This is a genomic window from Paraburkholderia polaris, from assembly GCF_012927345.1.
Taxonomy (GTDB): domain Bacteria; phylum Pseudomonadota; class Gammaproteobacteria; order Burkholderiales; family Burkholderiaceae; genus Paraburkholderia; species Paraburkholderia polaris.
Map to the genome: position 1 here is coordinate 27,361 of NZ_JABBGJ010000005.1, position 22,811 is coordinate 50,171.

The 22,811-nt window shown below is 60.8% G+C and carries 20 protein-coding genes and 2 pseudogenes; 11 read left to right on the plus strand and 11 right to left on the minus strand.

The genetic code is table 11. From position 1 onward, the window contains the following. Positions 1 to 95: 95 nt before the first annotated feature. Positions 96 to 1,346, minus strand: a complete 1,251-nt coding sequence (locus tag HHL24_RS05420) for an MFS transporter (protein ID WP_169484486.1) — start codon at positions 1,344 to 1,346, stop codon at positions 96 to 98. A 130-nt stretch (positions 1,347 to 1,476) separates the two neighbouring features. Beyond that, the gene (locus HHL24_RS05425) at positions 1,477 to 2,448 is read right to left on the minus strand and encodes a LysR substrate-binding domain-containing protein (protein WP_169484487.1); all 972 of its coding nucleotides are present in this window, start codon (positions 2,446 to 2,448) and stop codon (positions 1,477 to 1,479) included. A 354-nt stretch (positions 2,449 to 2,802) separates the two neighbouring features. Between HHL24_RS05425 and HHL24_RS05430 the strand changes: the two genes are divergently transcribed. After that, complete coding sequence (locus HHL24_RS05430) at positions 2,803 to 3,531, plus strand: DUF899 domain-containing protein (protein ID WP_169484488.1); 729 nt, start codon at positions 2,803 to 2,805, stop codon at positions 3,529 to 3,531. Between the two features lie 82 nt (positions 3,532 to 3,613). Here HHL24_RS05430 and HHL24_RS05435 read toward each other — a convergent pair whose 3' ends face one another. Beyond that, on the minus strand, positions 3,614 to 5,581 hold the full coding sequence (locus tag HHL24_RS05435) for a putative bifunctional diguanylate cyclase/phosphodiesterase (RefSeq protein WP_169484489.1): 1,968 nt from the start codon (positions 5,579 to 5,581) through the stop codon (positions 3,614 to 3,616). Between the two features lie 269 nt (positions 5,582 to 5,850). Here HHL24_RS05435 and HHL24_RS05440 point away from each other — a divergent pair, with 269 nt between their 5' ends. Both HHL24_RS05440 and HHL24_RS05445 read left to right on the plus strand, forming a co-directional pair. Then, a complete protein-coding gene (locus tag HHL24_RS05440; protein ID WP_169484490.1) occupies positions 5,851 to 5,994 on the plus strand; it encodes a hypothetical protein in 144 nt (47 codons plus the stop codon). A gap of 319 nt (positions 5,995 to 6,313) precedes the next feature. Next, a complete protein-coding gene (locus HHL24_RS05445; RefSeq protein ID WP_006049832.1) occupies positions 6,314 to 6,592 on the plus strand; it encodes an HU family DNA-binding protein in 279 nt (92 codons plus the stop codon). 264 nt (positions 6,593 to 6,856) lie between these two features. On the opposite strand, the gene HHL24_RS05450 is transcribed toward HHL24_RS05445, so the two are convergent. The 3 genes and pseudogenes from HHL24_RS05450 to HHL24_RS44990 all read right to left on the minus strand — a co-directional run. Continuing rightward, entirely contained in the window at positions 6,857 to 7,975 is a 1,119-nt protein-coding gene (locus tag HHL24_RS05450) for a 3-deoxy-7-phosphoheptulonate synthase (RefSeq protein WP_329606587.1), read from the minus strand. A 114-nt stretch (positions 7,976 to 8,089) separates the two neighbouring features. Next, positions 8,090 to 8,896, minus strand: coding sequence for a DUF72 domain-containing protein (locus HHL24_RS05455; protein WP_169484491.1), 807 nt, complete (start codon positions 8,894 to 8,896; stop codon positions 8,090 to 8,092). 157 nt (positions 8,897 to 9,053) lie between these two features. Further along, a pseudogene (locus HHL24_RS44990) lies at positions 9,054 to 9,830 on the minus strand (IS30 family transposase); the annotation flags it as partial. Positions 9,831 to 10,023: 193 nt separating this feature from the next. On the opposite strand from HHL24_RS44990, the pseudogene HHL24_RS05465 reads away from it, so the two are divergent. The 4 genes and pseudogenes from HHL24_RS05465 to HHL24_RS05480 form a co-directional block, all read left to right on the plus strand. Beyond that, positions 10,024 to 11,940, plus strand: a pseudogene (locus HHL24_RS05465) (two-partner secretion domain-containing protein); the annotation flags it as partial. 52 nt (positions 11,941 to 11,992) lie between these two features. Next, the gene (locus HHL24_RS05470) at positions 11,993 to 12,604 is read left to right on the plus strand and encodes a hypothetical protein (RefSeq protein ID WP_169484493.1); all 612 of its coding nucleotides are present in this window, start codon (positions 11,993 to 11,995) and stop codon (positions 12,602 to 12,604) included. Next, positions 12,605 to 13,099 carry an Imm42 family immunity protein gene (locus HHL24_RS05475; RefSeq protein WP_169484494.1) on the plus strand — a complete coding sequence of 165 codons (495 nt, stop codon included), beginning with the start codon at positions 12,605 to 12,607 and terminating at the stop codon, positions 13,097 to 13,099. Between the two features lie 382 nt (positions 13,100 to 13,481). Next, positions 13,482 to 13,781, plus strand: coding sequence for a hypothetical protein (locus HHL24_RS05480; protein ID WP_169484495.1), 300 nt, complete (start codon positions 13,482 to 13,484; stop codon positions 13,779 to 13,781). Between the two features lie 46 nt (positions 13,782 to 13,827). Here HHL24_RS05480 and HHL24_RS05485 read toward each other — a convergent pair whose 3' ends face one another. The 3 genes from HHL24_RS05485 to HHL24_RS05495 form a co-directional block, all read right to left on the minus strand. Next, the gene (locus HHL24_RS05485; RefSeq protein WP_169484496.1) at positions 13,828 to 14,058 is read right to left on the minus strand and encodes a SymE family type I addiction module toxin; all 231 of its coding nucleotides are present in this window, start codon (positions 14,056 to 14,058) and stop codon (positions 13,828 to 13,830) included. A 74-nt stretch (positions 14,059 to 14,132) separates the two neighbouring features. Next, positions 14,133 to 14,690 carry a hypothetical protein gene (locus HHL24_RS05490; protein ID WP_169484497.1) on the minus strand — a complete coding sequence of 186 codons (558 nt, stop codon included), beginning with the start codon at positions 14,688 to 14,690 and terminating at the stop codon, positions 14,133 to 14,135. A 6-nt stretch (positions 14,691 to 14,696) separates the two neighbouring features. Further along, the gene (locus HHL24_RS05495; RefSeq protein WP_169484498.1) at positions 14,697 to 15,434 is read right to left on the minus strand and encodes a TetR/AcrR family transcriptional regulator; all 738 of its coding nucleotides are present in this window, start codon (positions 15,432 to 15,434) and stop codon (positions 14,697 to 14,699) included. Positions 15,435 to 15,713: 279 nt separating this feature from the next. Between HHL24_RS05495 and HHL24_RS05500 the strand changes: the two genes are divergently transcribed. From HHL24_RS05500 to HHL24_RS05515, 4 genes are all read left to right on the plus strand, one after another. Next, on the plus strand, positions 15,714 to 16,895 hold the full coding sequence (locus HHL24_RS05500; protein WP_169484499.1) for an isovaleryl-CoA dehydrogenase: 1,182 nt from the start codon (positions 15,714 to 15,716) through the stop codon (positions 16,893 to 16,895). Positions 16,896 to 17,106: 211 nt separating this feature from the next. Further along, positions 17,107 to 18,714 (plus strand): carboxyl transferase domain-containing protein, encoded by a 1,608-nt coding sequence (locus HHL24_RS05505; protein ID WP_169484500.1) that lies wholly within the window; start codon positions 17,107 to 17,109, stop codon positions 18,712 to 18,714. Positions 18,715 to 18,743: 29 nt separating this feature from the next. After that, entirely contained in the window at positions 18,744 to 19,529 is a 786-nt protein-coding gene (locus HHL24_RS05510; protein WP_169484501.1) for an enoyl-CoA hydratase/isomerase family protein, read from the plus strand. Positions 19,530 to 19,616: 87 nt separating this feature from the next. Continuing rightward, the gene (locus HHL24_RS05515) at positions 19,617 to 21,641 is read left to right on the plus strand and encodes an acetyl/propionyl/methylcrotonyl-CoA carboxylase subunit alpha (RefSeq protein WP_169484502.1); all 2,025 of its coding nucleotides are present in this window, start codon (positions 19,617 to 19,619) and stop codon (positions 21,639 to 21,641) included. Positions 21,642 to 21,650: 9 nt separating this feature from the next. On the opposite strand, the gene HHL24_RS05520 is transcribed toward HHL24_RS05515, so the two are convergent. After that, positions 21,651 to 22,442: a phosphate/phosphite/phosphonate ABC transporter substrate-binding protein gene (locus HHL24_RS05520; protein WP_169484503.1), complete on the minus strand. Its 792-nt coding sequence runs from the start codon at positions 22,440 to 22,442 to the stop codon at positions 21,651 to 21,653. Between the two features lie 19 nt (positions 22,443 to 22,461). Then, the gene (locus HHL24_RS05525; RefSeq protein ID WP_169484504.1) at positions 22,462 to 22,740 is read right to left on the minus strand and encodes a DUF1488 family protein; all 279 of its coding nucleotides are present in this window, start codon (positions 22,738 to 22,740) and stop codon (positions 22,462 to 22,464) included. Positions 22,741 to 22,811 lie beyond the last annotated feature (71 nt).

A 22,811-nucleotide genomic window follows, 5' to 3' on the forward strand; every position in this document is an offset into this window, starting at 1 on the left:
TCTGTGCAGCGAGCAGCGAGCAGCGAGCAGCGGACTCGCGGCGCGCGATGCGCGCGGATACCTGCTCACGCAGCCTTGCTCGTGATCGAACACCCTCACGCACGCACCGGCTCGGATCGAATTGCCGGCGTGCTGACGGCCTTGTCGTCGATCGGGAAGTGCAGCATCGCGGCGATGAGTCCGGCGGCGACTGTTGCTTCCCATAGCAACGAATACGACCCGGTCAGATCGAACACCAGGCCGCCTAGCCACGCACCCAGAAACGAGCCGATCTGGTGGCTCAGAAAGCAGACGCCAAAGAGGCTGCCGAGGTGCCGTGTGCCGAACACTTTCGCCACGAGTCCGCTCGTGAGCGGCACGGTACCGAGCCAGGTCAGACCCATCACGGCCGCGAAGATGACGACCGACGTGGAGGTCTTCGGCAACAGGAAGAAGGCGCCGATCGTCACGCTTCGAATGAGGTAGAGCCAGCCGAGTACGTGGTGCTGCCGGAACCGGCCGCCGAGCCAGCCGCAGCCCCAACTGCCCGCCATGTTGAACAGGCCGATCAGCGCCAGCGCCGTGGCACCCATCCCGACAGGCATGTGACAGAGCGTCAGATATTCAGGCAGATGGGTAGCGATAAACGCGAGTTGAAATCCACAAGTGAAGAAGCCGAGTGTCAGGAGTCGATAGCCGCGATGCCGGACTGCCTGAGCGAGCACTTTGCGAAGCGGCGCAGCGGCCGGTTCCTGGGGGTGCATGCCGACACTCGTGCGCCGATCGAGCACGATGCCGAGCGGCGCGATCAGCAGCATTACGAAGGCCAGCACGAAGAGGGATGTGGCGATGCCCGAGCTGAGTCGAATGCTCTGCACGAGCGGGATCATCAGCACCTGTCCTGCCGAGCCACCTGCACTGACAAGGCCCATCGCCATGCTGCGTTTTTCTGGGGAAGCGATGCGGCCGACTGCCGGCAAGACCACGCCAAACGTCGTGCAACTCACGCCGATCCCGACCAGAAGACCCATACCGACGATCAGCATCGGGCCTGAGGGCGCGACCGCCGCGACGCCCAGGCCCGCTGCAAATGTCGTCGCGCCGAACGCGACCACCGGCGCCGAGCCATAGCGATCCGCGGCGGCGCCTGCGAACGGTTGCGCGAAGCCCCACACCAGGTTGTGCAGCGCGATGGCGAAAGCGATCAGTGTGACGGGCAGGCCGCGGTCGAATGAGAACGGCCCGATGAAGAGGCCGAAGGTCTGCCGGATGCCCATTGCGGCGCTCAGAATCAGCGCGCCGGCGATGATCACGAGCGTCGTTTGACTCAACGGGAAGGTGAAGCGTTTGCTATTTGTCGTGGACATGGTTCTGATCTCCTTCGACACCATGGTCGCAGCGAGCGTCAGAAGCGGCAAAAGAAAAGATTTTGACGACAGGTGAGCGCGGCTCACCTGTTCAGGTCGAAAGCGCGGTTCAGTGGTTGGCGCGGCGCAATCACGCGTTGTCGCCACCAGATGGATTGGCGAATGGCTCAGCCTCACTGAGCAGCCACCGCTTGAAATCGAATAGTTCCGGGCGATTTTCCGCGCTATCCGCGTTTTGCGCGCTGACCAACCAATACGCCGTGGAGGAGGCGATCGTTTGTGGACAGGCTTCGACGAGTGCGCCGGTCGCGAGATCGCGGTCCACCAGCGGCCGTCGGCCGAGCGCGACGCCGAGGCCCATGCTCGCAGCTTCGAAAGCGAGCTGGATCGTGTCGACGCGCAACCCATTGTTCAAGTCGATACCGTCGATGGCGGTCCCGTCTAGGGCGGTCCCGTCTAAGGCGACCCCGTCGATGGCGACCCCGTCGAACCACGCCTGCCAGTCCTCGCTTGCCGAGTTCACGTGAATGAGCGTCGCGTGGCGCAGATCCACGTGGCCGTGCTCGTCGCGCAAATTGTCCGCGTAAGCGGGGCTGCACACCGGCACCAGGCGTTCGCCGAACAGACGCGTCCAGGCGGTCCCCGCGACCGGGGCGCGGCTCAGGCGAATGGCGAAATCGAAACCGTCGACGGGAAAGCCGACCTGACGGTGCGATGTATCGACAGTGACGTTCGCATCCGGCCAGCGCGCGCGAAATCCGGCGAGACGCGGCAGCAGCCAGCGCGAGGCTAGCGTGGGCGCGCAACTCAGCGCGATCGGGCGATTCGCGCGGTGGTTCGGCAGGCGTTGCGTACCGATCGCGATCAGCGAAAACGCTTCGGATACGTACGACAGATAATCGGCGCCCGCCGCCGTGAGCGAAATTCCGCGCGGCTCGCGCACGAACAGTTCGACGCCGAGTGATTGCTCAAGGCCAACGATGCCGTGACTGATCGCGCTCGGCGTGACGTTCAGTTCCGCGGCGGCAAGCTTGAAACTCTGATGCCTGCCGGCCGCCTCGAAGAAGCGAAGCGCGGGCAAGGGTGGCAGACGAAGCGGCATGGTGCATCCTCAAAAGCGGCGCAGCGGGCGCCGTGACGGTGCAATAGTGCGTCGGCGCGCGCATGCTGTATCGGCAAAGGATACCTTGCAATGCGGTTTCGATCGTTGTCAGTGTGTCGTTCATGGGTTTCCCACGGCTTATCCGGGTTTCGTCCGAACTTCGTCCGCATGTCGAACGGCAGCGCTCGAGTGCCATCGCGAACGGGCTGCAAAATAATTCACTGGCGTTGTCGATTTGCCGGCAAGCCGTTCGTCGTGGATATATAAGGGCAATAAATGCACTCGCGGTTGCGCCGCGCCATGCCCTGCCGCTGTCGTGCCCTTAATCCTTGTTACCGTACCAGGAGGTGGCTGATGACTGAAGTAGACCCATCCGCACAAACGTTGAAACCGGCCCGGCTGCTGGCTGACTCGCCTCGCCGGTTTCCGGGCGAGAGCGCCGAATATCGCAGTGCGCGCAACGAGCTGCTGGCCGAGGAAATCGAGTTGCGCCGTCATATCGAACGCGTTGCCGCGCAGCGCCGCGCGTTGCCGCCCGGCGGTGCCGTGCCGCAGGACTATCGCTTCGAGGGCGAAACGGGCACGGTGACGCTCGCGGAGATGTTCGGCGCGCATGACACCCTCGTCACCTACAACTGGATGTTCGGCCCGCAGCGCACGCGGCCCTGTCCGATGTGCACCTCGCTCCTGAGCGCTTACGACGGTGAAATGCCCGACATACTGCAACGCGTGGCTTTTGCCGTGATCGGCCGCTCGCCGATCGACAAGCTGGTGGCATTCAAGAAAGAGCGCGGCTGGCGACATCTGCGGCTGTATTCGTCAGGCGGCAACACCTTCAACCGCGACTACGCCGCCGAAGATCCGGACGGCGACGATCACCCAGCCTTCAACGTGTTCACGCGTTCAGGCGGCACGGTGCGGCACTTCTGGGCCGAGGAAATGGGACCATCGACAGCGGACCCGGGTCAGGATCCGCGCGGCGCACCCGATGTGATGCCGATCTGGACGGTGCTCGACATGACACCTGGTGGCCGCGGCAGCGACTGGTATCCGAAGCTGGAATACAGTGCTGCGTCAGGTTAGTCGTGCCGTGTCATCCGCGTGCGTCTTGCGCCTGGCGTGAGCGTGTCGTGCTGATTCGCGCGAGAGACGGGAAGGCGAGCGCTTACGCTTCTACGGCATGCACCTGCCCGAGCGCCGCTTGCAAATAGATCGAAACGGCGCTCGCCCGCATCGGTTTGCCGAACAGAAAGCCCTGCACCGCGCGAGCGCCCAGCGCCTTGACGACCTCGGCTTGTGATGACGATTCGAGTCCTTCCACGATGCATTCGAGTCCGAGGTTTCTGCACAGATCGAGCACCGACTTGACGATCTTCTTGGACGCACTATTGGAATCCACGTCGGTCATGAAGCTGCGGTCGATCTTGATCGTATCGAAGGGCAGGCGATGCACATAGCTGAGGCTCGAATAACCAGTGCCGAAATCGTCGAGCGAGACGCGGCAGCCGGCTTGCTTGATCATCGTGAGCGAGCAGTGGGCCTGTTCGAAATCGCGCGTGACCGCGGTTTCCGTGATCTCGAAGTTGACGCGATGCGCGGGCACGCCGCTGCCCAGCACGATATCGACGAGGCGGCGAGCGCGTGGCGAAGTCGAAATATCGATCGCGGAGAGATTGAACGACAGATAGAGATCGGACGGCCAGCGCGATACTTCCTCGAGCGCTTTGCGCAGCAGCACTTCAGTGACGCGAAGAATCAGTTCGGTACGCTCGGCAATCCGAATGAATTCCTCTGGCTTGACTGCGCCTAGCCGCGCGTTGTGCCATCGCCCGAGCGCCTCCATGCCGATGGTGCGTTGTGTGAGCACGTCGTAAATCGGCTGAAACTCAAGGAACAGTTCGGACTCCAGGTCCGCATGGCGGAGTTCCTGGGCGACGAGACTCGAGCGGCGGATTCGCGTCTCATGTTCCGTCGAGAAGATCACCGGCGTGCCGCGGCGGCCTTCCTTGCCGACGTACAAAGCCGCGTCGGCGCGTTCGAAAACCTGCTGGACTGTCGTGCCTGCTTCCGGAAACGCTGCCCAGCCGATCGTTCCTGTCAATTCGGCGACATTGCCGGCCACCCGATACGGCTGGGCGAGCGCATCGCAGATGCGCTCGCCCAACTCGACGAGCGTCTCGTTTGCCAGTTTGTGCTGGGCCAGCACGCCGAATTCGTCGCCGCCCAGGCGCGCGAAGAAGAGGCCTGGCTCGGCGAGCGCCAACAGTCGCACGCCGACTTCCTGCAGCACGAGATCGCCGCTTGCATGTCCGTAGATATCGTTGACCTGTTTGAAGCCGTCGAGATCGATCAGCCCGACATTAAAGCCACCACCGATTCCGGGCGCCTGTTCGGATAGCGCGTGCAGCGAGGCGAAGAAGCTGCGCCGGTTGGGTAGGTCGGTCAGGCTGTCGATGCTCGCGAGCCGGAAGTTGTCGTCGCTGAGTCTTTGCGTTTTTTTCTGGCTCACCTGCAATTCGCGCTGCGCGTGCACTACGCCGGCGAAACTCCGGTAATACAGTTCGATGATAAAGGCGAGGGCGACGCCGACCAGTGCCATGTCGACGGCCATCGCGATGAAGACACAAGAGTGCGTGTAAACCAGAAACGTCGCAAAGCTTAGGATGACGATCGAGAGCAGAAGCAGGGCGGCCGCCCGCAGATGCATCAGGCAGAACACGCAACCGACCAACGTCGTCGCCATGTAAAACGCGACTTGTGCCTGTTCAGGGGCGGAGCCGTAGGGAAACAGCAGGACCGACCAACTGCTGAAGGCGCCGCCGAGGATGCCCGTGAGCCAGATTACCTTGCGCAGTTCGGGGACGGCCTTATCGTGTGTCAGAACCCGGTGCCGGACGCGCCACCAGCGCACACAACGGATGATGCACAGCGTGCAGAGCGCCACCGGAAAGTAGATGGACAACCATGCCGGCGCCGATCCCAGATGTGTGACAGCCACGGCCATCGTGTTCACGATCAGGATGAAATAGAGCAGCGGTATCTGGCGGCCGAATGCCTGGAGTTGCGAGCGCACGAGTTCAGGGTCGCCTTCCGCGACCGACAGCGCTTCCCTCAATCTGGCTAACCGAACCATTCCCGTCCCTGTAACGTTGCGCCGCATACGCAGCTTTGTATATCGGCAGCGCTGGTGGGACCTTGAGGGCGATTTCAATGGAAATGAAGCGCGCCGGTTAAACGGGCGGTAAATACGCCCGGCGGCCGAGTCGGTCATGGGTCATTTATGCCGCGTAAGCTTGCACGAGATCTGCGGAAACTCGACTTAGGGCGTGGTATGACTTCCGGATTCGCTAGTGGTGCGGGCACCTCCGCTAGCGAGTCCTGGGTACCCGGAAGCTCTGCGGCATGGCCGGATTCGTCGTGCCGACCAGCGTTGCGCAGGCGGTGTCGGTAGCCGTCGCGGTGGCGCAAGACCATGTGACGAGCATCGCTATGTTGCAATCTGGAGAATTTTCATCGTTTTATTTTTCCCGGATTATTTATTGTTGAGCGCGGTGCGGTGCTCAATGCGGAATCTTTGCGATCCCGCATACGATAGTAAAAAAGCGTGGCTGCAGCGGGTTTGGCGCCGCTAAAGCACTGAAATTGCAACGGATTGTGATACGCCGCAGAGAGCCGTAAAGCGGGAGAAACGCGTAAGAGCGCGATTCTTATAGCACTTTGGGACAAAAAAACGTCAAATTGCCGCTGGGCGGGTGATACAAGGCTTACACCCAAGGTTTGCGCGAATACGCGCCTATGCGTTAGTGTGTCGGTCCCGGCGCAACAGATGTGGCGCCGTTTCCATGATTACCATACGGGAAGTGCTATGAACAAACAGGAACTGATTGATGCAGTCGCCGCAGCGACGGGCGAAAGCAAAGCGGCCACCGGCCAAACCATCGACGCTATCGTCGAAGCGGTGACCAAAGCCGTGGTGGGTGGTGATACGGTGCAACTGGTCGGTTTCGGTTCTTTCTCGACCGGCGCACGCGCAGCACGCGTCGGCCGCAATCCGTCGACCGGTGCCGAGATCCAGATCGCTGCAGCCAAGACGGTGAAGTTCACCGCCGGCAAGGCTTTCAAGGAAGCCGTCAACGCGTCGTAATGCAACGCGCCTTGCGCCGGAGCATCCACGCGCGTTGCTATAGCGCGCGGCGCCCGATGCATCGGGCGTGAGGAATCACGCGCTGCCCAACCCCGGTGAGCGGGTTTAATCGGCGGTTGGTGCGGCGCGTGTGGTGCGCGTTGGTGCCTTGGTTGGTGCTTACGCTGCCGTTGATTGCTTCAGGTTTTGCGTCATGCACGCTCGCCTCCCGGCCGTGGTTCCGGTTGTTGGTTGCGCGAGATCGTGCAGGCCGCGTCGGCGAGTTCAGCCCGCGCGTCGTTTCCGGGTCGCTTCGGCCAGGGTCTCGAGCACCGGTTCGGTTTGCGCCCAGCTTACGCAGGCGTCCGTAATCGATACGCCGTAACGTAGCGGCACACCGGCTTTCAGATCCTGACGGCCTTCTTCCAGATGACTTTCGAGCATGACGCCGATGATGCGGCGCTCGCGCTGCGAGAGTTGCTGCGCCAGATCCTGCACCACCTCCAGTTGACGCAAATGCGATTTGCCTGAGTTCGCATGCGAACAGTCGATCATGACCTGCTCGCGCAGGCTTGCTGATTTGAGCGCCGCGCAGGTTGCTTCGACGGACGCGCTGTCGTAATTCGGACCATTCTTGCCACCGCGCAAGATAACGTGTGCATCGTCATTGCCACGCGTCTCGAAGATTGCCGCCATACCCATCTTGGTCATACCCATGAACGCGTGACTCGCGCGCGCCGCAACGATTGCGTCCGCGGCGATTTGCACACCGCCGTCCGTGCCGTTCTTGAAGCCGATCGGGCAGCTCAAACCCGACGCGAGCTGCCGGTGACTCTGGCTCTCAGTCGTGCGCGCGCCGATCGCACCCCACGCGATCAGATCCGCGATGTATTGCGGGCTGAGCAAGTCGAGAAATTCGGTGGCCGTGGGCAGGCCGAGACCGTTGATATCGAGCAGCAGTTGCCGTGCGAGACGCAGACCTTCGTTGATGCGGAAGCTGCCATCGAGACGTGGGTCGTTGATATAGCCTTTCCAGCCTACCGTTGTGCGCGGTTTTTCGAAGTAGACCCGCATGACGATCAGCAGATCGTCCTTGTAGGTCTGTGCCGCGACCTTGAGCTTACGGGCGTATTCGACGGCCTGGTCGTGATCGTGAATCGAACACGGGCCGACGATCATCACGAGCCGGTCGTCACGGCCGTGCAGAATGTCGGCGATTTCCGCGCGGGTTTTCTCGACGAGCGTCTGCACCGACGGCGGCACAGGCAATTCATCTTGCAGCAGGGCGGGGGAAATCAGCGGACGTACCGCGCCGATACGAACGTCGTCGATGCGCGTGGTGTCTTGGGTGGCGTCGGCCGAGCCGACTTCCTGATCGTGCAAAGGATTGTCGATGGCGCTCAAAATATTCTCCCGGACCTTGGATGTTGAGGTAGCCTCGCGGCCTGAATGTGTGAGTGTCGATGCGTTGACTGGCTGCCGGGATTATGACACTCGCGCGTGTGGGGCGGATGATCGTTATTCGAGGCGTTTGATCAGCGCCATGGCGGCTGCCGGATTGCGTTCCTTGAAGCCGCTGATGACATAGAGGTAGACGTCGCGCGCCGTGGCTTTTGCGGGGGCCGCGGCTGAGGTTTCCAGGTCGTCCGGCGTCGTGCCTGCCGCGAGTTGGCGGGCGCGTTCGACCCAGGCGTCGAGGGCCTTGGTCGAATAGCCTTTGGCCTGTTTGTCGCTTGTCCCCATGATGCGGGCGTAGACGAATGGCGCCGTGATGTCGGCGATTTGCGGGTAATCGCTGTCGGCTGCCAGCACGACGGCGATTTTGTACTTTCTGGCTAGCGCGATGAATTCGGAGGTCTTGAAGGTGTCGTTGCGGACTTCGATTGCGTGTCTTAGCTTTTGGCCTTCTATGCTGGCGGGCAGCAGTTTCAGGAAGGCTTCGAAGTCTTCCGGGTCGAACTTTTTGGTGGGTGCGAATTGCCAGTTGATTGGGCCGAGTTTCTGTTTTAGCAGCAGCACGCCGCTGGCGAAGAAGCGTTCGATGGTTTCGTTGGCGTCTGCCAGGATTTTTCGGTTTGTTGCGTAGCGGGGGGCTTTTAGCGAGAAGACGAAATCTTCCGGCGTTTCCTGATACCACTTCTCGTAGCTTGCCGGTTTTTGCAAGCCGTAAAAAGTGCCGTTGATTTCTATCGATGTGAGGTTTTTGCTCGCGTGCTCGAGTTCGCGGCTTTGCGTGAGGTCTGATGGGTAGAACGTGCCTCGCCAGGGGGCATAGGTCCAACCGCCTATGCCGATTCGGATTTTGCCGGTTTTCGGGGATGGCATTTTTTGCCTCTTTGGTTGGCTTCGCCGGGAGAGGTAGATTAACGCATTTGGTTGTGTTTTTTGCCTTCGGCGCGTTTTTTGTCTTTGCTTCTGGGTTTGGTGCTTTTCCTTGAATTGTTACTGGTCTATTAGCGTTCGCCCCTGTGCGGGGCAGGCACTTACTTTCTTTGCCGCCCAAAGAAAGAATGTAGGTGTTATTCGAGCCCGCCAGCAGATCGCCTTCCCAATGGCCGGGTACCGCACGGTCTTCCACCTCAGCTGGCCTTTCGCTGATCGACACTGCCCCGACTATCTTGCCCCGGTTCTGTCCGCTTGCCGAGGCGCTCTTCGCCTGGCGCATCGTACGGTTCGTACGAAGATGCTCGACCAGTTCCTTTTTAAGCACCCCGCGCGCCTGGATGAACAGGCTCCGGTAAATCGTCTCGTGAGATATCTGCATGTCCTTGTTGACCCGGAACTCGCGCTTGAGCCACCCCGCTATCTGTACAGGAGCCCATTTTAATTTGAGCTTGGCCGCCACCAGCCGGCGCAGGCGCGCATTGCCCGACAACGCACACACCTTGGGCCGCCGTGCACGCTCCCAGGCGTTCGCATCGGCCTCGTGCGCCCGATACCTGTGAATACCGCCATTGCGCCCGATCTCCCGGCTGATGGTCGATTTCGAGCGTCCCAGTTGCAGTGCAATCTGCCCCATCGTTCTGCGTGCGACAAGGGCCCGCGATATCTCCTCGCGTTCGGCCAGCGTCAGCGCTCGCGCAGATCGTGTGCGGGCGGGCGGGGAAATCCCGCCATTCCTGTTCACAACGTGATAAACCGCACTCGGCTGGCGCTCGAGCATCCGCGCGATTGCACTAAGCGACTCGCCCTCGCGCCATAGCTTCCAGATTTCGGCCTTCTGCGCGCTGTTCAACCACGGTCTTCTTTGTCGTCCCATCGTGCTCCACTCTCCATTTCCGTATTGGAACAGAGGTGTTGCATCGACCGGTTGAATCCGCCAAGCGCACAATCAGACAAAACCTATTTTGCGTCAAACGTTGTGCGGGTGCGAACTGTGACGATTCTTGACACATGTCGCCTAAGTCGTTCTGTAGCTTACGGACCCTTTCTAATCCGTACTACAGAACAAAATGAACCGGAATGCATTCAGACTGGTGTACAGCCGGTTGAGAGGAATGCTTGTTGCCGTCGAGGAATCGGCCACGGCGACGGGCAAAGCTAACGGCGATACTGCCGTTACGAGGCGCACGCTGGCGGGTACACCCAACGTGGCACATGGTTTTGCGATGCACCGTATCGCGCTTGGCGTGCTCGCGCTACTCGGCGCGCTTCCGTCGTGGTCAGGCGCTCAGATCGCACCGGGTGGCGCAGACGCCCCTTCAGTCGTGCAAACCCCCAACGGACTTGACCAGGTGAACATCAACCGGGCGTCTGGTGCAGGCGTTTCGATGAATACCTACGGCCAGTTCGACGTGCAGCAGAAAGGCGCGATCCTGAACAACTCGCCTGTGATGGTGCAGACACAGCAGGCGGGCATGATTAACGGGAATCCGAATTTCGGCCCCGGTCAGTCCGCGCGCGTCATCGTCAACCAGGTCAACAGCAGCGCGGCGAGCCAGATCAACGGGCACCTGGAAGTCGCGGGACAACGCGCCGAAGTCGTGATTGCCAACGGTTCGGGTATCAGCGTAAACGGCGGCGGATTCGTGAACACGTCGCGCGCAATCCTGACGACAGGAACGCCCAACTTCGCACCGGACGGCTCCCTCTCGGACTTCAACGTGACGGGCGGAAATATCACGATACAGGGCTCGGGGCTTAACGCATCGGATGTCGACCAGGTCGACCTGCTTGCGCGTGCGGTGCAGGCTAATGCTGCGATATACGCGAAAAACCTGAATGTCGTTACTGGTGCGAACAGCATCGACCACGACTCGCTCACGGTGACGCCGATTGCGGGTACTGGTTCCGCGCCGGGTGTCTCCATCGACGTAAGCAGTCTCGGCGGAATGTATGCAAATCGTATCGTACTCGTTGGTACTGAGGCAGGGGTCGGGGTCTCCCTGAAAGGTGTATTAGCAGCCAATGCTGGCGACCTCGTGCTGACATCGGCGGGCAAGCTGGTACTGGCGGGCCAGACGAATGCAAGCGGCAACATCGTTGCGAGCGCACAGGACATCGACAACAGCGGCACGACCTACGCGCAGCAGAACGCTAACCTCTCCGCGTCGGGAGCGCTGACCAACAGCGGCATGATTGCCGCGCAGCAGAACACGGCAGCAAACGCCGGTTCATTGAGTTCGACCGGCACGCTCGCATCTGGTGTGAACGGCGACGGCTCGCTCGCGCAGACGGGCGACCTGAATGTGAACGCGTCCGGCACTGTCGTCACGTCAGGCAGGAATGTCGCGGGCGGTAATGCAAGCGTCACCGGCGTGGCGGTCAATCTCGCGGGCGCGACGAACTCTGCTAGCGGCGCGCTTGTGCTTGCGGCAAACGGCGGCGACCTGAACCTGTCGGGCGCGACCACGACCGCGGGCGGCTCGCTCGACGCACGCACCGCGGGCACGCTCACGAACGACAACGGCGCCATGTCGTCGGGCGGCGCGCAGACCATCACGGCGGCCGCACTCTCGAACCGTGGCGGTCAGATCGTCTCGGGTAGCACGCTGACGGAAAACGTCGCGGGCCAGACGATCAACCAGGGCGGCACGATGCAGGCCTCGGGCGCGCTCGCGTCGTCGAGCGCGGCGCTCGACAATTCGGGTGGTCACATTGCGTCGCTAAACGCAGATGGCGTTTCCATCACGACGACCGGCCTGCTCAACAACGGTGCGGGCGGCACAATCGGCGGCAATGGCAACGTCGCACTGCAATCTGGACAGTTTGTTAACGCCGGGTCTATCACTGCCGTCCAGAGCCTGATTGCGTCGGCCGTGCAGACCCTATTCAACAGCGGCACGTTCGCAACTAACGCGAACCTGACGCTCTCGGCCGGGTCGATTCTCACGAACGCGGGCCAGCTCAGCGCGGCGGGCGCGCTCACGCTTTGCCGCGGGCGTAGGCGGCGCTGTAGTCGGTGGTACGGCGGGTTCAGCGATGGCATCGAACGTCCATCTGTATAACCAGTCGATGGACGACGAAGCGCAGTTGACCGGGGACAGCAAGAGCAGGAACCCGTTTTCACAGTCGCCACTGGCCTTGATTCTGCAAGGCATCGCAAACGGCCTGAATGCTGTCTTTGGCATGCCGGGCGGCGAGCCGCCGACAACGGGTACACAAGGTGTACTGGTAAACTCCCCATCTGCACCGGCGCCCACAACTAGCGTGAGCGGAACGCCGGGCAGTGTGCTTGACACTGCTACGCTTGCGAACAGTGGTAGAGATGGCCGTCTTCCGATTCCTGAACAAGTTACTGCTGACAACGGCCTAGAAGTTAAATCGAACTCGAAACATACTCCCGGGATGGATGGCAACCGGTCGAACGCCGGAACGGAACCGCGAAATTCGCTTGATCTGTTTAACTCGTCTGTCCCGGGTGGTGAAGGCGTTCGGTATGCCATCGACTCGAACGGCAACATCAATCGGTTTTTCTCTGACGGAACCGGTGTGTACCATTGGTCAGGTGCAACAGGGGATTCCTCTGCACCTTTAAACGTTTCGAAGATTCCAATTGATGTAAAGCGGGCTCTCGGATTTAAAGGAAAATAAATGCTATCTGGAAACCCGGACTCGTTTGCAATCTGGTGCGATGCGGTTGACCTTTGGTCAACGCCTGACTTCGCAAATGGATGCTTAGGCTATTTCATGGGAGGTGAGCTAATTTGGTCCAATCGCTCAACGTTGGGAGTTGACTTGAGCATGCTTGCGCGCTTGTATTGCATGAAAAACTCCGTCGAAGATGCAGATTTGTTTCATCGCCCACCGTCGGATGCTTACCGTGAGCTTTGTGAGCGCGCATTTCCTTCCATGGACTCTGCTGCGGAAAGTAGCGACTTCACCCATCTTGTATCGGCAGAAAGTCTTTCAGATGAAGGGCACTATGTTTTCTTAATCGAGGATGAAAAAATGGCGAAACTGATATATGGATTCAAGGAAAATTCAAGAGAAATTGGTGAGGTCGTCTTGGCGTGCGGCGAATTTCAATCGGTAGTTCGCGATGCGCTTGCGAAATGCCCGAAAGAATTCAATACAGGAGGGCGCTAATCTTTCGCGAGTTCGGGCTATGGGGCCGGTAATGCGACACTGAGTAGTGGAGGAGATAATGCTGAGGCATCAAACAGCGGCAACTCCGATGCGTCGCTTCCCATGGGTAGCAAATCTAACCAGTTCAACCAACCGAAGAATCCGGCGTATCAGCCTACGCGGAACACGCCGGGAGCCGTAGACGGCACAGACTACGCGGGCCACGCGTTCGATCGTATGCAGGATCGAGGGCTGACGCCATCGGTCATACAGAACACGATCGAAAATGGCGTGCCGACACCAAGCCGTGGAGGCACGACAGTGTTCTATGATTCGGTCAATAATGTTTCGGTAGTTACGAATAGCGAAGGCAAAGTGATTACAGTCAAGTACGGGAAATGACATGCGAGCTGTCGATATACTTGAGCGCGCTAAAACAGCAGCAAGGGACCATCTTGAATACGCACGTTTCGTTCGGGAATCGGAAATGTTGCATGACAATGATGCTCAAGATGAGCAGCAGAAATCTGCGTATGACGCCTGTTGGTTCGAGCTTGAAATAGTAAATGCCTTGGCGTTATCGGAGTGGGAATCCGCAGGAAACCCGAGCGATTGGGCCGCGGCGTGGAACGAACGCTACAGGGAAGATGCTGAAGAGTTAATCGCCAATCTGTGCGAGATATTGCGCCAGAAGAAGCAGTAACAAGACAAACCCGGCTTTGAGCCGGGTTTGTTGTTTGTGGGATTGTTCAGTCCGGCGTGATGACGAGCCTGCCGTGGTGAACCTCGATCCTCACGCGCTGACCGGGTTCGAAGCCGGCGTGCTCAAGCCACTTGCCGGCAATGCGCAGCCAGGGAAAGAACGTGGGTGTGCGCCAGTCCCTGCCGGGTTTGGGTGAGGGTCGCCAGCGCATGAGCTGCTGGACGGTGGCGTGTCGCTCGGGATGAGCGTGCAATGCATTAAGATTGGGGTCAGCCATGGTCAACTCCTCTAATGAGTTGGTTGTGGTCAGCGGGCCATGAGTGCTGGTAACACTCACGGCCCGCGCTTCGTTTACGCGGTGCTGCGTTCGGTGCGCCGCCTGAACGGTTCGAGAAGCTGTTCGGTCATCGCGAGCAGGAAGAAACCCCAGACGATGGCGGCATAGCACCAGAAGCTGTCAAGGTTCTTGAGCCAGATGAAGTGCGAGGAGCCAAAGATGCCGAGTAGCGCAAACGCAAAAAGGATGGCTGAGACGTATGGAAAAAGTACCAATTTCCAGCGAAAGTACATCTCCTTGTGTAGCTTGCCGATGGCCGCCTGTTTTTTTGCCAGTTCGCGTGCCGCGCTCGGCGCCATGGCAGGATAGTGGCCGACGGTCTTGCGGCCGTGTTTCTTCCGGCCGTTGGCTGCGACGGGCAGCGTCCACCTGTAGTAGTAGGCGAGGCCAACACCGCAGGCAAACAGACAGCAAGCGCCGCGCGGGCAAAAACCCAAAACCAAAACCAAAACCAAAACCAAAACCAAAACCAAAACCAAAACCAAAACCAAAACCAAAACCAAAACCAAAACCAAAACCAAAACCAAAACCAAAACCAAAACCAAAACCAAAACCAAAACCAAAACCACCATCCGCCGTCAGGCGCCCCCCTCCCCACAATTCCGCGCCGCCTCCTCAAACCGCCGGTTCGCCTCAGCCACTTCAGCCCTGAACTGTTGCAAAGCACTAACCGCCAAATCCGGCGGCATAAGCGCCGCCCACAAAACATCGATCAACTGATCCGCGGTAGCGTCGATATCAGTGTGCCGATTAGCCAAAGTAGCATCCCAAAGCACATGCTCCATCGGCCCGAACACCATCGAGCGCAGCAGCCTCAATGGCATATCGGCCCGAATCTGCCCAGTCTCCTGGCCCTGCGCCAACACCCGCATCAAGGGCGCCGTATACCGCCGCTGCAATTCGGTCAACGCCTCACTCAGTTCATGATGCCGGGCCCGGCCCTCAGACAGCACCAGAGCACACAGGTCAGTGCCATTGACCAGCATCAACCGCAAATGCGTGCGCACAATAAAAGCAAATTGCTGCCTCACACTGCCATCACGCGGCAGCCCGGACTCAATCGCTTCAATGATCTCGTCGTACCAGTCGCCGATCACCCGCGCGCATAACTCTCGCTTGCCGCGGAAATAACTGAATACGGTCGCCTCGGAAATGCCCAGGCGCTGCGCAATCTCCGCCGTCGTCGCGCGCTCGTAACCCTTCTCGGAGAACACGTCGCGCCCCGCCTGCAATATCTCCTTCACGCGCTGCTGCGACTTGCGCCCGGCCGGTTGGCGGCGCGAGGCAGGTAACTCAGCCTTCAAGGCAACCGTCATATGAGTCCAGTTCAGATTTGTGAGGCAAACAGCCTCGATGAGCGCGATCCTATCACGGTATAGGCGGCTTTGAAGGCGTTCCAAGCAGTTTCTGAGTGATACTCAAAAATACCGCTTGACGCTTACGTAAATCTGGCGTGAAATGCGCCTTGAACGTTTCGCGCCTCGTGCGGGGCGATGAAGGCGGCCCACAAGGCCGTCGCCGTCCGCTGAGCCGCACTCAGACGAGCCGGCGCCCCCTAGGCCAACCGGCCGCCAACGAACTCTGGAGACACAGCAATGAGCAACCTGCCCGGTTTGCAATTCCCGCTTGGTGAAGAAATCGAAATGCTGCGTGACAGCATCGCAGGATTCGCTGCCAAAGAAATCGCCCCGCGTGCCGCGGAAATCGATCGGTCGGATCAGTTCCCCATGGACCTGTGGCGCAAATTCGGCGACCTGGGCGTGCTCGGCATGACGGTCTCGGAGGAATACGGCGGCGCGAATATGGGCTACACGGCGCACATGATCGCGATGGAAGAAATCTCGCGCGCGTCTGCGTCGGTCGGTCTCTCGTACGGCGCGCACTCGAATCTGTGCGTCAACCAGATTCATCGCAACGGCACGGCAGCGCAAAAGGAAAAGTATCTGCCCAAGCTGGTTTCCGGTGAGCACATTGGCGCACTCGCCATGAGCGAACCGAATGCGGGCTCGGACGTCGTCAGTATGAAACTGCGCGCGGACAAGAAGGGCGATCACTATGTGCTGAACGGCACGAAGATGTGGATCACCAACGGCCCGGATTGCGACACGCTCGTCGTCTATGCAAAAACCGATCTCGAAGCGAATTCGCGCGGCATTACTGCGTTTATCGTCGAGAAGGGTATGAAAGGCTTCTCCGTCGCGCAAAAGCTCGACAAGCTCGGCATGCGTGGCTCCCATACGGGTGAACTGGTGTTCGAGAACGTGGAAGTGCCGGAAGAAAATATCCTCGGCCAGCTGAACGGCGGCGTGAAGGTGCTGATGAGCGGCCTCGATTACGAACGCGCCGTGCTCGCCGGCGGCCCGACCGGCATCATGGTCGCGGTCATGGACGCAGTCGTGCCGTATATCCACGACCGCAAGCAGTTCGGCCAGCCGATCGGTGAATTCCAGCTGATTCAAGGCAAAGTCGCCGATCTGTACACCACGCTGCAAGCGTGCCGCGCGTATCTCTACGCAGTGGGCCGGCAACTCGACACGCTCGGCAACGGACATATTCGCCAGGTGCGTAAGGACTGCGCGGGCGTGATTCTCTACACCGCTGAAAAAGCAACGTGGATGGCCGGCGAGGCGATCCAGATTCTCGGCGGCAATGGTTATATCAACGAGTATCCGGTCGGCCGTCTGTGGCGCGATGCCAAGCTCTATGAAATCGGCGCGGGCACGAGCGAAATCCGTCGCATGCTGATTGGCCGCGAACTGTTCGCCGAAACGGCTTGAGCCACAGCACTGCGCAACGTGCTGCCTGACCAATCACTGCGGAGCACCGCGGGATCACTGCCGACCACTGCAGCCCACGGCGCACTACAGCGCACGACCCAATGCAGCGCGTCACTGCAGGCCTACAAAAAGCGGCGATAGCAACCACCTTGCATGGGATCGGAGTAGGCGCTAAAGCGCTAACTCCGATCGACACAGGAGAAGCCAAGCAATGCCGATCATCGAATCAAAGTTGAATCCGCGCTCGGACGACTTCCGCACCAATGCGGCGGCGCTCGAAGCGCTGGTCGCCGATCTTCGCGCGAAGATCGAGAAACTCGCGCTGGGCGGCGGGCAAGCGGCGCGCGACAAACATACGGGCCGCGGCAAACTGCTGCCGCGTGATCGCATCGAGAAACTGCTCGATCCGGGCACACCGTTTCTCGAGTTCTCGCAACTTGCGGCCTACGGCATGTATCACAACGATGCGCCGGGCGCGGGTGTGATTACCGGCATTGGCCGCATCGCGGGGCAGGAGTGCGTGATCGTCTGCAATGACGCGACGGTCAAAGGCGGCACTTACTATCCTGTCACCGTGAAAAAGCACGTGCGGGCGCAGGAAATCGCCGCCGAAAACCATTTGCCGTGTGTCTACCTGGTCGACTCGGGCGGTGCGAATCTGCCGAATCAGGATGACGTGTTCCCGGATCGCGATCACTTCGGCCGCATCTTCTTTAACCAGGCGAATCTGTCCGCGGCAGGCATTCCGCAAATCGCCGTCGTGATGGGCTCGTGCACGGCGGGCGGCGCCTATGTGCCCGCCATGAGCGATGAATCGATCATCGTCAAGAATCAAGGGACGATTTTCCTCGGCGGTCCGCCTTTGGTGAAAGCCGCAACCGGTGAAGTGGTGAGCGCGGAAGACCTCGGCGGCGGCGACGTGCATACGCGTCTGTCGGGCGTGGTCGATCATCTCGCGCAGAACGACGCACATGCGTTGGGCATTGCGCGCAGCATCGTCGGCAACCTGAATCGCACGAAGCAGGTGCCGGTGGCGTTGCAGGAACCGAAGCCGCCGCGCTATGACGTGAAGAGCATGTACGGCGTGATTCCGGTCGACACGCGCAAGCCGTTCGATATCCGCGAGGTGATCGCGCGCATCGTCGACGATTCCGCTTTCGACGAATTCAAGGCCCGCTACGGCACCACGCTCGTGACTGGCTTCGCGCATATCTGGGGGCATCCGGTCGGCATCATCGCGAACAACGGCATTCTGTTTTCGGAGTCGGCGCTCAAGGGCGCGCACTTCATCGAGCTGTGCTGCCAGCGCAAGATTCCGCTGGTATTCCTGCAGAACATCACGGGTTTCATGGTCGGCCGCAAGTACGAAAACGAAGGCATCGCCCGTAATGGGGCGAAGATGGTGACGGCTGTGGCCACGGCGAAGGTGCCGAAGTTCACGGTGATCATCGGCGGGTCGTTCGGGGCAGGCAACTATGGCATGTGCGGCCGCGCGTATTCGCCGCGCTTTCTGTGGATGTGGCCGAACGCGCGCATTTCGGTGATGGGCGGCGAGCAGGCGGCGTCGGTGCTGGCCACGGTCAAGCGAGACGGCATCGAAGGCAAGGGCGGTTCATGGAGCGCCGAAGAGGAAGAGGCGTTCAAGCAGCCGATCCGCGATCAATACGAGCACCAGGGGCACCCGTACTACGCCAGCGCGCGTCTGTGGGACGACGGCGTGATCGATCCGGCGCAAACGCGCGACGTGCTCGGTCTCGGCCTCTCGGCGACGATGAACGCGCCGATCGAAGACACGCGTTTCGGCGTGTTCAGAATGTGACAGAGCGCTACGAGAGAGGAGCTGCAACGATGCAATACGAAACGCTGAATGTCGCTTTCGCTGGTCAGATCGCCACGGTCACGTTGAACCGGCCGGACGTACGCAATGCGTTCAACGAAACGATGATCGCCGAAGTGACTTCGGCCTTCACGGCCTTGAACGCGCGCGACGACGTGCGCGCGGTCGTGCTCGCCGCGAACGGTAAAGCGTTCTGCGCGGGCGCCGACCTGAACTGGATGAAGAAGATGGCCGGCTACTCGGACGACGAGAACCGCGCCGACGCAATGCTGCTGGCGAACATGCTGTCGTCGATCTATCGCTGCAACAAGCCGGTGATCGCGCGCGTGAACGGCGACGCGTACGCGGGCGGCATGGGTCTGATCTCGGCGTGCGATATCGTCGTTGCGGTGGAGAGCGCACGTTTTTGCCTCTCGGAAGCGCGTCTCGGTCTGATCCCGGCAACCATCGCGCCGTACGTGATCCGCGCGTTGGGCGAGCAGGCGTCGCGGCGCTATTTCACGACCGCGGAGCAGTTCGATTGCGCGACGGCGTTGCGCCTCGGCCTCGTCAGCGAAGCGGTCAGCGCGGAGCAACTCGACACGACCGTGCAGCAGCTCGCTGAAACGCTTTGCGCAAACGGCCCGCAAGCGGTGCGTGCCTGCAAGCAACTCGTGCAGGACATCGCCGGCCGCGAGTTGAACGAGGCCATGATCGAGGACACGGCGGCCCGCATCGCGCGCACGCGAGCCGGTACGGAAGGCCGTGAAGGCGTCGCGTCGTTCCTCGAAAAGCGCACGCCGTCCTGGCGCAGTTGAAGCGCCACGAAGGCACCTATTCCGAGGCGCATGCAGGCCTCCACCAGAACAACACAGCCCCGAACGGGACAATCACCGAGACACCTCATGTTCAACAAGATCCTGATTGCCAACCGCGGCGAGATTGCGTGCCGCGTCGCCGCGACCTGCAAGCGGCTCGGTATCGCGAGTGTGGCCGTGTATTCCGATGCAGACGCCAATGCGAAACACGTGGCCGCCTGCGACGAGGCAGTGCATATCGGCGGATCGACCGCGGCGGAAAGCTATCTGCGCTTCGAGCGCATTATTGAAGCCGCGCGCGCCACCGGTGCGCAGGCCGTGCATCCGGGTTATGGCTTCCTGTCGGAAAATGAAGACTTCGCGCAGGCCTGCGAAGCGGCCGGCATCGTCTTCATTGGACCGCCGGTCGAAGCAATTGCCGCGATGGGCTCGAAAGCAGCCGCGAAGGCGCTGATGCATGCGGCCGCCGTGCCGCTCGTGCCGGGTTATCACGGCGACGATCAGGATCCGCAGCTGCTGCATCGCGAAGCCGATGCGATCGGTTATCCGGTCTTGCTGAAGGCGAGCGCGGGTGGCGGCGGCAAGGGCATGCGCGTCGTCGAGCGCACTGAAGACTTCACGGCGGCATTGGCATCGTGCAAACGCGAAGCGGCCAGTAGTTTCGGCAACGATCGCGTGCTGATCGAAAAGTATCTGACGCGGCCGCGTCACGTGGAAGTGCAGGTGTTCGCGGACCGTCATGGCGGCGCGGTGTATCTGTTCGACCGCGACTGCTCGGTGCAACGGCGCCATCAGAAAGTGCTGGAAGAGGCACCCGCGCCGGGGTTGTCCGCGGACATCAAGCGCGAGATGGGCGAAGCGGCCGTGGCCGCCGCGCGTGCGGTGAATTACGTCGGCGCGGGCACGGTCGAGTTCATCATGACCGGCACGGGCGATTTCTACTTCATGGAGATGAACACGCGCCTGCAGGTGGAGCATCCGGTCACGGAAATGGTGACGGGGCAGGACCTGGTGGAATGGCAACTGCGCGTTGCTGCGGACGAACCGCTGCCGCTCACGCAGCAACAGCTGACAATCGACGGCCACGCGATCGAAGCACGTATCTACGCCGAGCATCCCGCACGCGGCTTTCTGCCGTCGACGGGCACGCTCAAGCATCTGCGCATGCCGGAAGGCGTTGAATTCTCCATCGGCGAGCCGGGCCGCAAAGCGCCGGTACGCATCGACAGCGGCGTGCGCGAAGGCGACACCATTACGCCGTTCTACGATCCGATGATCGCCAAGCTGATTGTTCACGGCGCGACGCGTGAAGAGGCGCTCGCGCGTCTGAATCGCGCGCTGCGTGCCTGCGAAGTGGTCGGTCCGCACACCAACGTCGAGTTCCTGCAGCGCATCGTCACGAGTGAACCTTTCGCAACCGGCGATCTCGATACGGGGTTGATCGAGCGTCATCACGATACCTTGTTCGCGCCTGTCAAGAAGCCCTTCAAGGAAGCCCTGGCGCTTGCCTGCGCGGCGTTGCTGACGCGCGAAGGCGGCACCGCGCATGGCGCGTCGCCGTGGGATGCACTATCGCACTGGCGCCTGAACAGCGGCTATACGCAGACGCTCGGCTGGCGCAATGTCGACAGCAACGCTGACAATGAAAGCGTTTTCACGGTCACGTTTGCCCGCGACGGCGCCACGCAAACGCTCGAACACGACGGCGTGCGCGAGGACTTCACCTGGTCGGGTGGCACAGGAGAGCACGAATACCGCGCAACGATCGGCGATGCGCGGGTAACAGGGCGCGTTTTCATCGATGGCGATACGTTCCACGTGTTCTGCCTCGGCGAGGCGCTGGCGTTCGAGTGGCAGAACCTGCTCGCACATGCGGCGGATGCTGAAGGCGGCGAAGGCCGTTTGACCGCGCCGATGCCGGGCAAGGTGATCGCAGTGCTGGTCGAACCGGGCACGGTGGTGGAGAAGGGCACGCCGCTGATCGTGATGGAAGCGATGAAGATGGAGCACACGATCGGCGCACCGGCGGCAGGGACGGTGAAGGAAGTGCTCTATGCGGTTGGCGATCAGGTCGCCGATGGGGCACAGCTTCTGGTGCTGGATGTGGGGTAACCGCCCTGCTTAAGCGAGGCGCGTGTAGCCGGTGGCACGCGCTTCGTTTTCGAGTTGCTCGATCCGTTCGTAGTCCGTGAGCGGCAACGCGGAAAAGCCCTTTAAACGCAGGCGTTTGGCGCGCTCGGGCTGCGCAAGGTGCGCCTCGCTCAGTGCCTCGCGCAGCGTCTCGATCGTCGCGGATGGCACGTTGCTGGAGGCAATCAAAGGCAATCCCGGCGATGCTGCCGTCACACCGATTTGCCGAACCTGCCGCGCCAGTTCCGGCAGTTCATCGCAGACAAACGCGAACGTCACGCAGTCGATTGCGGCGACGTCCGCGCGATTTTCGACCACCGCTCGCAACGAGCCTAGATGCGAACCGGTGCGCAGAACCGCACTGAAAAACGCTCCGTCACGCGCAAGCGGCGCCACCGCGTGGCGAAACACGTTCATGCCGCTGTTCGAATCGTCCTGATTGTAGGCGGCACGCGCGCCGCGGCACGCCGCAAGCGAATCGAACTGCGCGTCGGCCCGTGTGACCAGTACGCTCGAATAATCCGTGTCTTCGCAGCCCGGCGCATCGAATCGCGGCGTAGCGATCAACTGAACCTGCTCGCTTAAACCATGCATCAAGGGGTAGCCGCAGGTTTGCGAGAGCAGTACGTTAGGGCGCCTCCAGAAGCCATGCAGCTCCTCGTCGGGCTCGACGATGCGGCACGCCGGCTTCACCATGCGCAAGACGTCGTCCAGCCACTCGCGCCACGCAGTAGCGAGCGCGGGCGTCACGTTGTACATCGGCAGGGCGGCGATCCAGGTCATGGCCGCGATTCTGGCATACCTAATGTCTGACCATTCGGAATTCGTCGACCCCTAACCGCACGGGCTCGGTCTGTTTGAACGGCCATTTACACTCCACTACCTTCAATATTTCCAGTTGCGCGGCTTCGAACGCAACGAGCAAATCCTGGCGGCGCTTGCTCGCGGCTCCGCAATAGGTCATGAGTGCCTCGGCGCTGACCTCGAAAATCTGCACCCGATCGTCAAAACAGACCCGGAAGGCGACGGTTGCGCATTCCGTGACACAGGGCCTGAATCCTTCATCGACATATACCGACATGGCAACCTCCCGCCGCATGCTTGAGTGGTCAGAATGACAAGCCGTAAGCTTTCGGTATGTGGGAAAACCGG

Excerpts from the sequence above, each read along its gene's own strand:
- HHL24_RS05420 (WP_169484486.1), bottom strand. The coding sequence starts at position 1,346 with ATGTCCACGACAAATAGCAAACGCTTCACCTTCCCGTTGAGTCAAACG.
- HHL24_RS05425 (WP_169484487.1), bottom strand. The coding sequence starts at position 2,448 with ATGCCGCTTCGTCTGCCACCCTTGCCCGCGCTTCGCTTCTTCGAGGCG.
- HHL24_RS05430 (WP_169484488.1), top strand. The coding sequence starts at position 2,803 with ATGACTGAAGTAGACCCATCCGCACAAACGTTGAAACCGGCCCGGCTG.
- HHL24_RS05435 (WP_169484489.1), bottom strand. The coding sequence starts at position 5,581 with ATGGTTCGGTTAGCCAGATTGAGGGAAGCGCTGTCGGTCGCGGAAGGC.
- HHL24_RS05440 (WP_169484490.1), top strand. The coding sequence starts at position 5,851 with ATGGCCGGATTCGTCGTGCCGACCAGCGTTGCGCAGGCGGTGTCGGTA.
- HHL24_RS05445 (WP_006049832.1), top strand. The coding sequence starts at position 6,314 with ATGAACAAACAGGAACTGATTGATGCAGTCGCCGCAGCGACGGGCGAA.
- HHL24_RS05455 (WP_169484491.1), bottom strand. The coding sequence starts at position 8,896 with ATGCCATCCCCGAAAACCGGCAAAATCCGAATCGGCATAGGCGGTTGG.
- HHL24_RS05470 (WP_169484493.1), top strand. The coding sequence starts at position 11,993 with ATGGCATCGAACGTCCATCTGTATAACCAGTCGATGGACGACGAAGCG.
- HHL24_RS05475 (WP_169484494.1), top strand. The coding sequence starts at position 12,605 with ATGCTATCTGGAAACCCGGACTCGTTTGCAATCTGGTGCGATGCGGTT.
- HHL24_RS05480 (WP_169484495.1), top strand. The coding sequence starts at position 13,482 with ATGCGAGCTGTCGATATACTTGAGCGCGCTAAAACAGCAGCAAGGGAC.
- HHL24_RS05485 (WP_169484496.1), bottom strand. The coding sequence starts at position 14,058 with ATGGCTGACCCCAATCTTAATGCATTGCACGCTCATCCCGAGCGACAC.
- HHL24_RS05490 (WP_169484497.1), bottom strand. The coding sequence starts at position 14,690 with ATGGTGGTTTTGGTTTTGGTTTTGGTTTTGGTTTTGGTTTTGGTTTTG.
- HHL24_RS05495 (WP_169484498.1), bottom strand. The coding sequence starts at position 15,434 with ATGACGGTTGCCTTGAAGGCTGAGTTACCTGCCTCGCGCCGCCAACCG.
- HHL24_RS05500 (WP_169484499.1), top strand. The coding sequence starts at position 15,714 with ATGAGCAACCTGCCCGGTTTGCAATTCCCGCTTGGTGAAGAAATCGAA.
- HHL24_RS05505 (WP_169484500.1), top strand. The coding sequence starts at position 17,107 with ATGCCGATCATCGAATCAAAGTTGAATCCGCGCTCGGACGACTTCCGC.
- HHL24_RS05510 (WP_169484501.1), top strand. The coding sequence starts at position 18,744 with ATGCAATACGAAACGCTGAATGTCGCTTTCGCTGGTCAGATCGCCACG.
- HHL24_RS05515 (WP_169484502.1), top strand. The coding sequence starts at position 19,617 with ATGTTCAACAAGATCCTGATTGCCAACCGCGGCGAGATTGCGTGCCGC.
- HHL24_RS05520 (WP_169484503.1), bottom strand. The coding sequence starts at position 22,442 with ATGACCTGGATCGCCGCCCTGCCGATGTACAACGTGACGCCCGCGCTC.
- HHL24_RS05525 (WP_169484504.1), bottom strand. The coding sequence starts at position 22,740 with ATGTCGGTATATGTCGATGAAGGATTCAGGCCCTGTGTCACGGAATGC.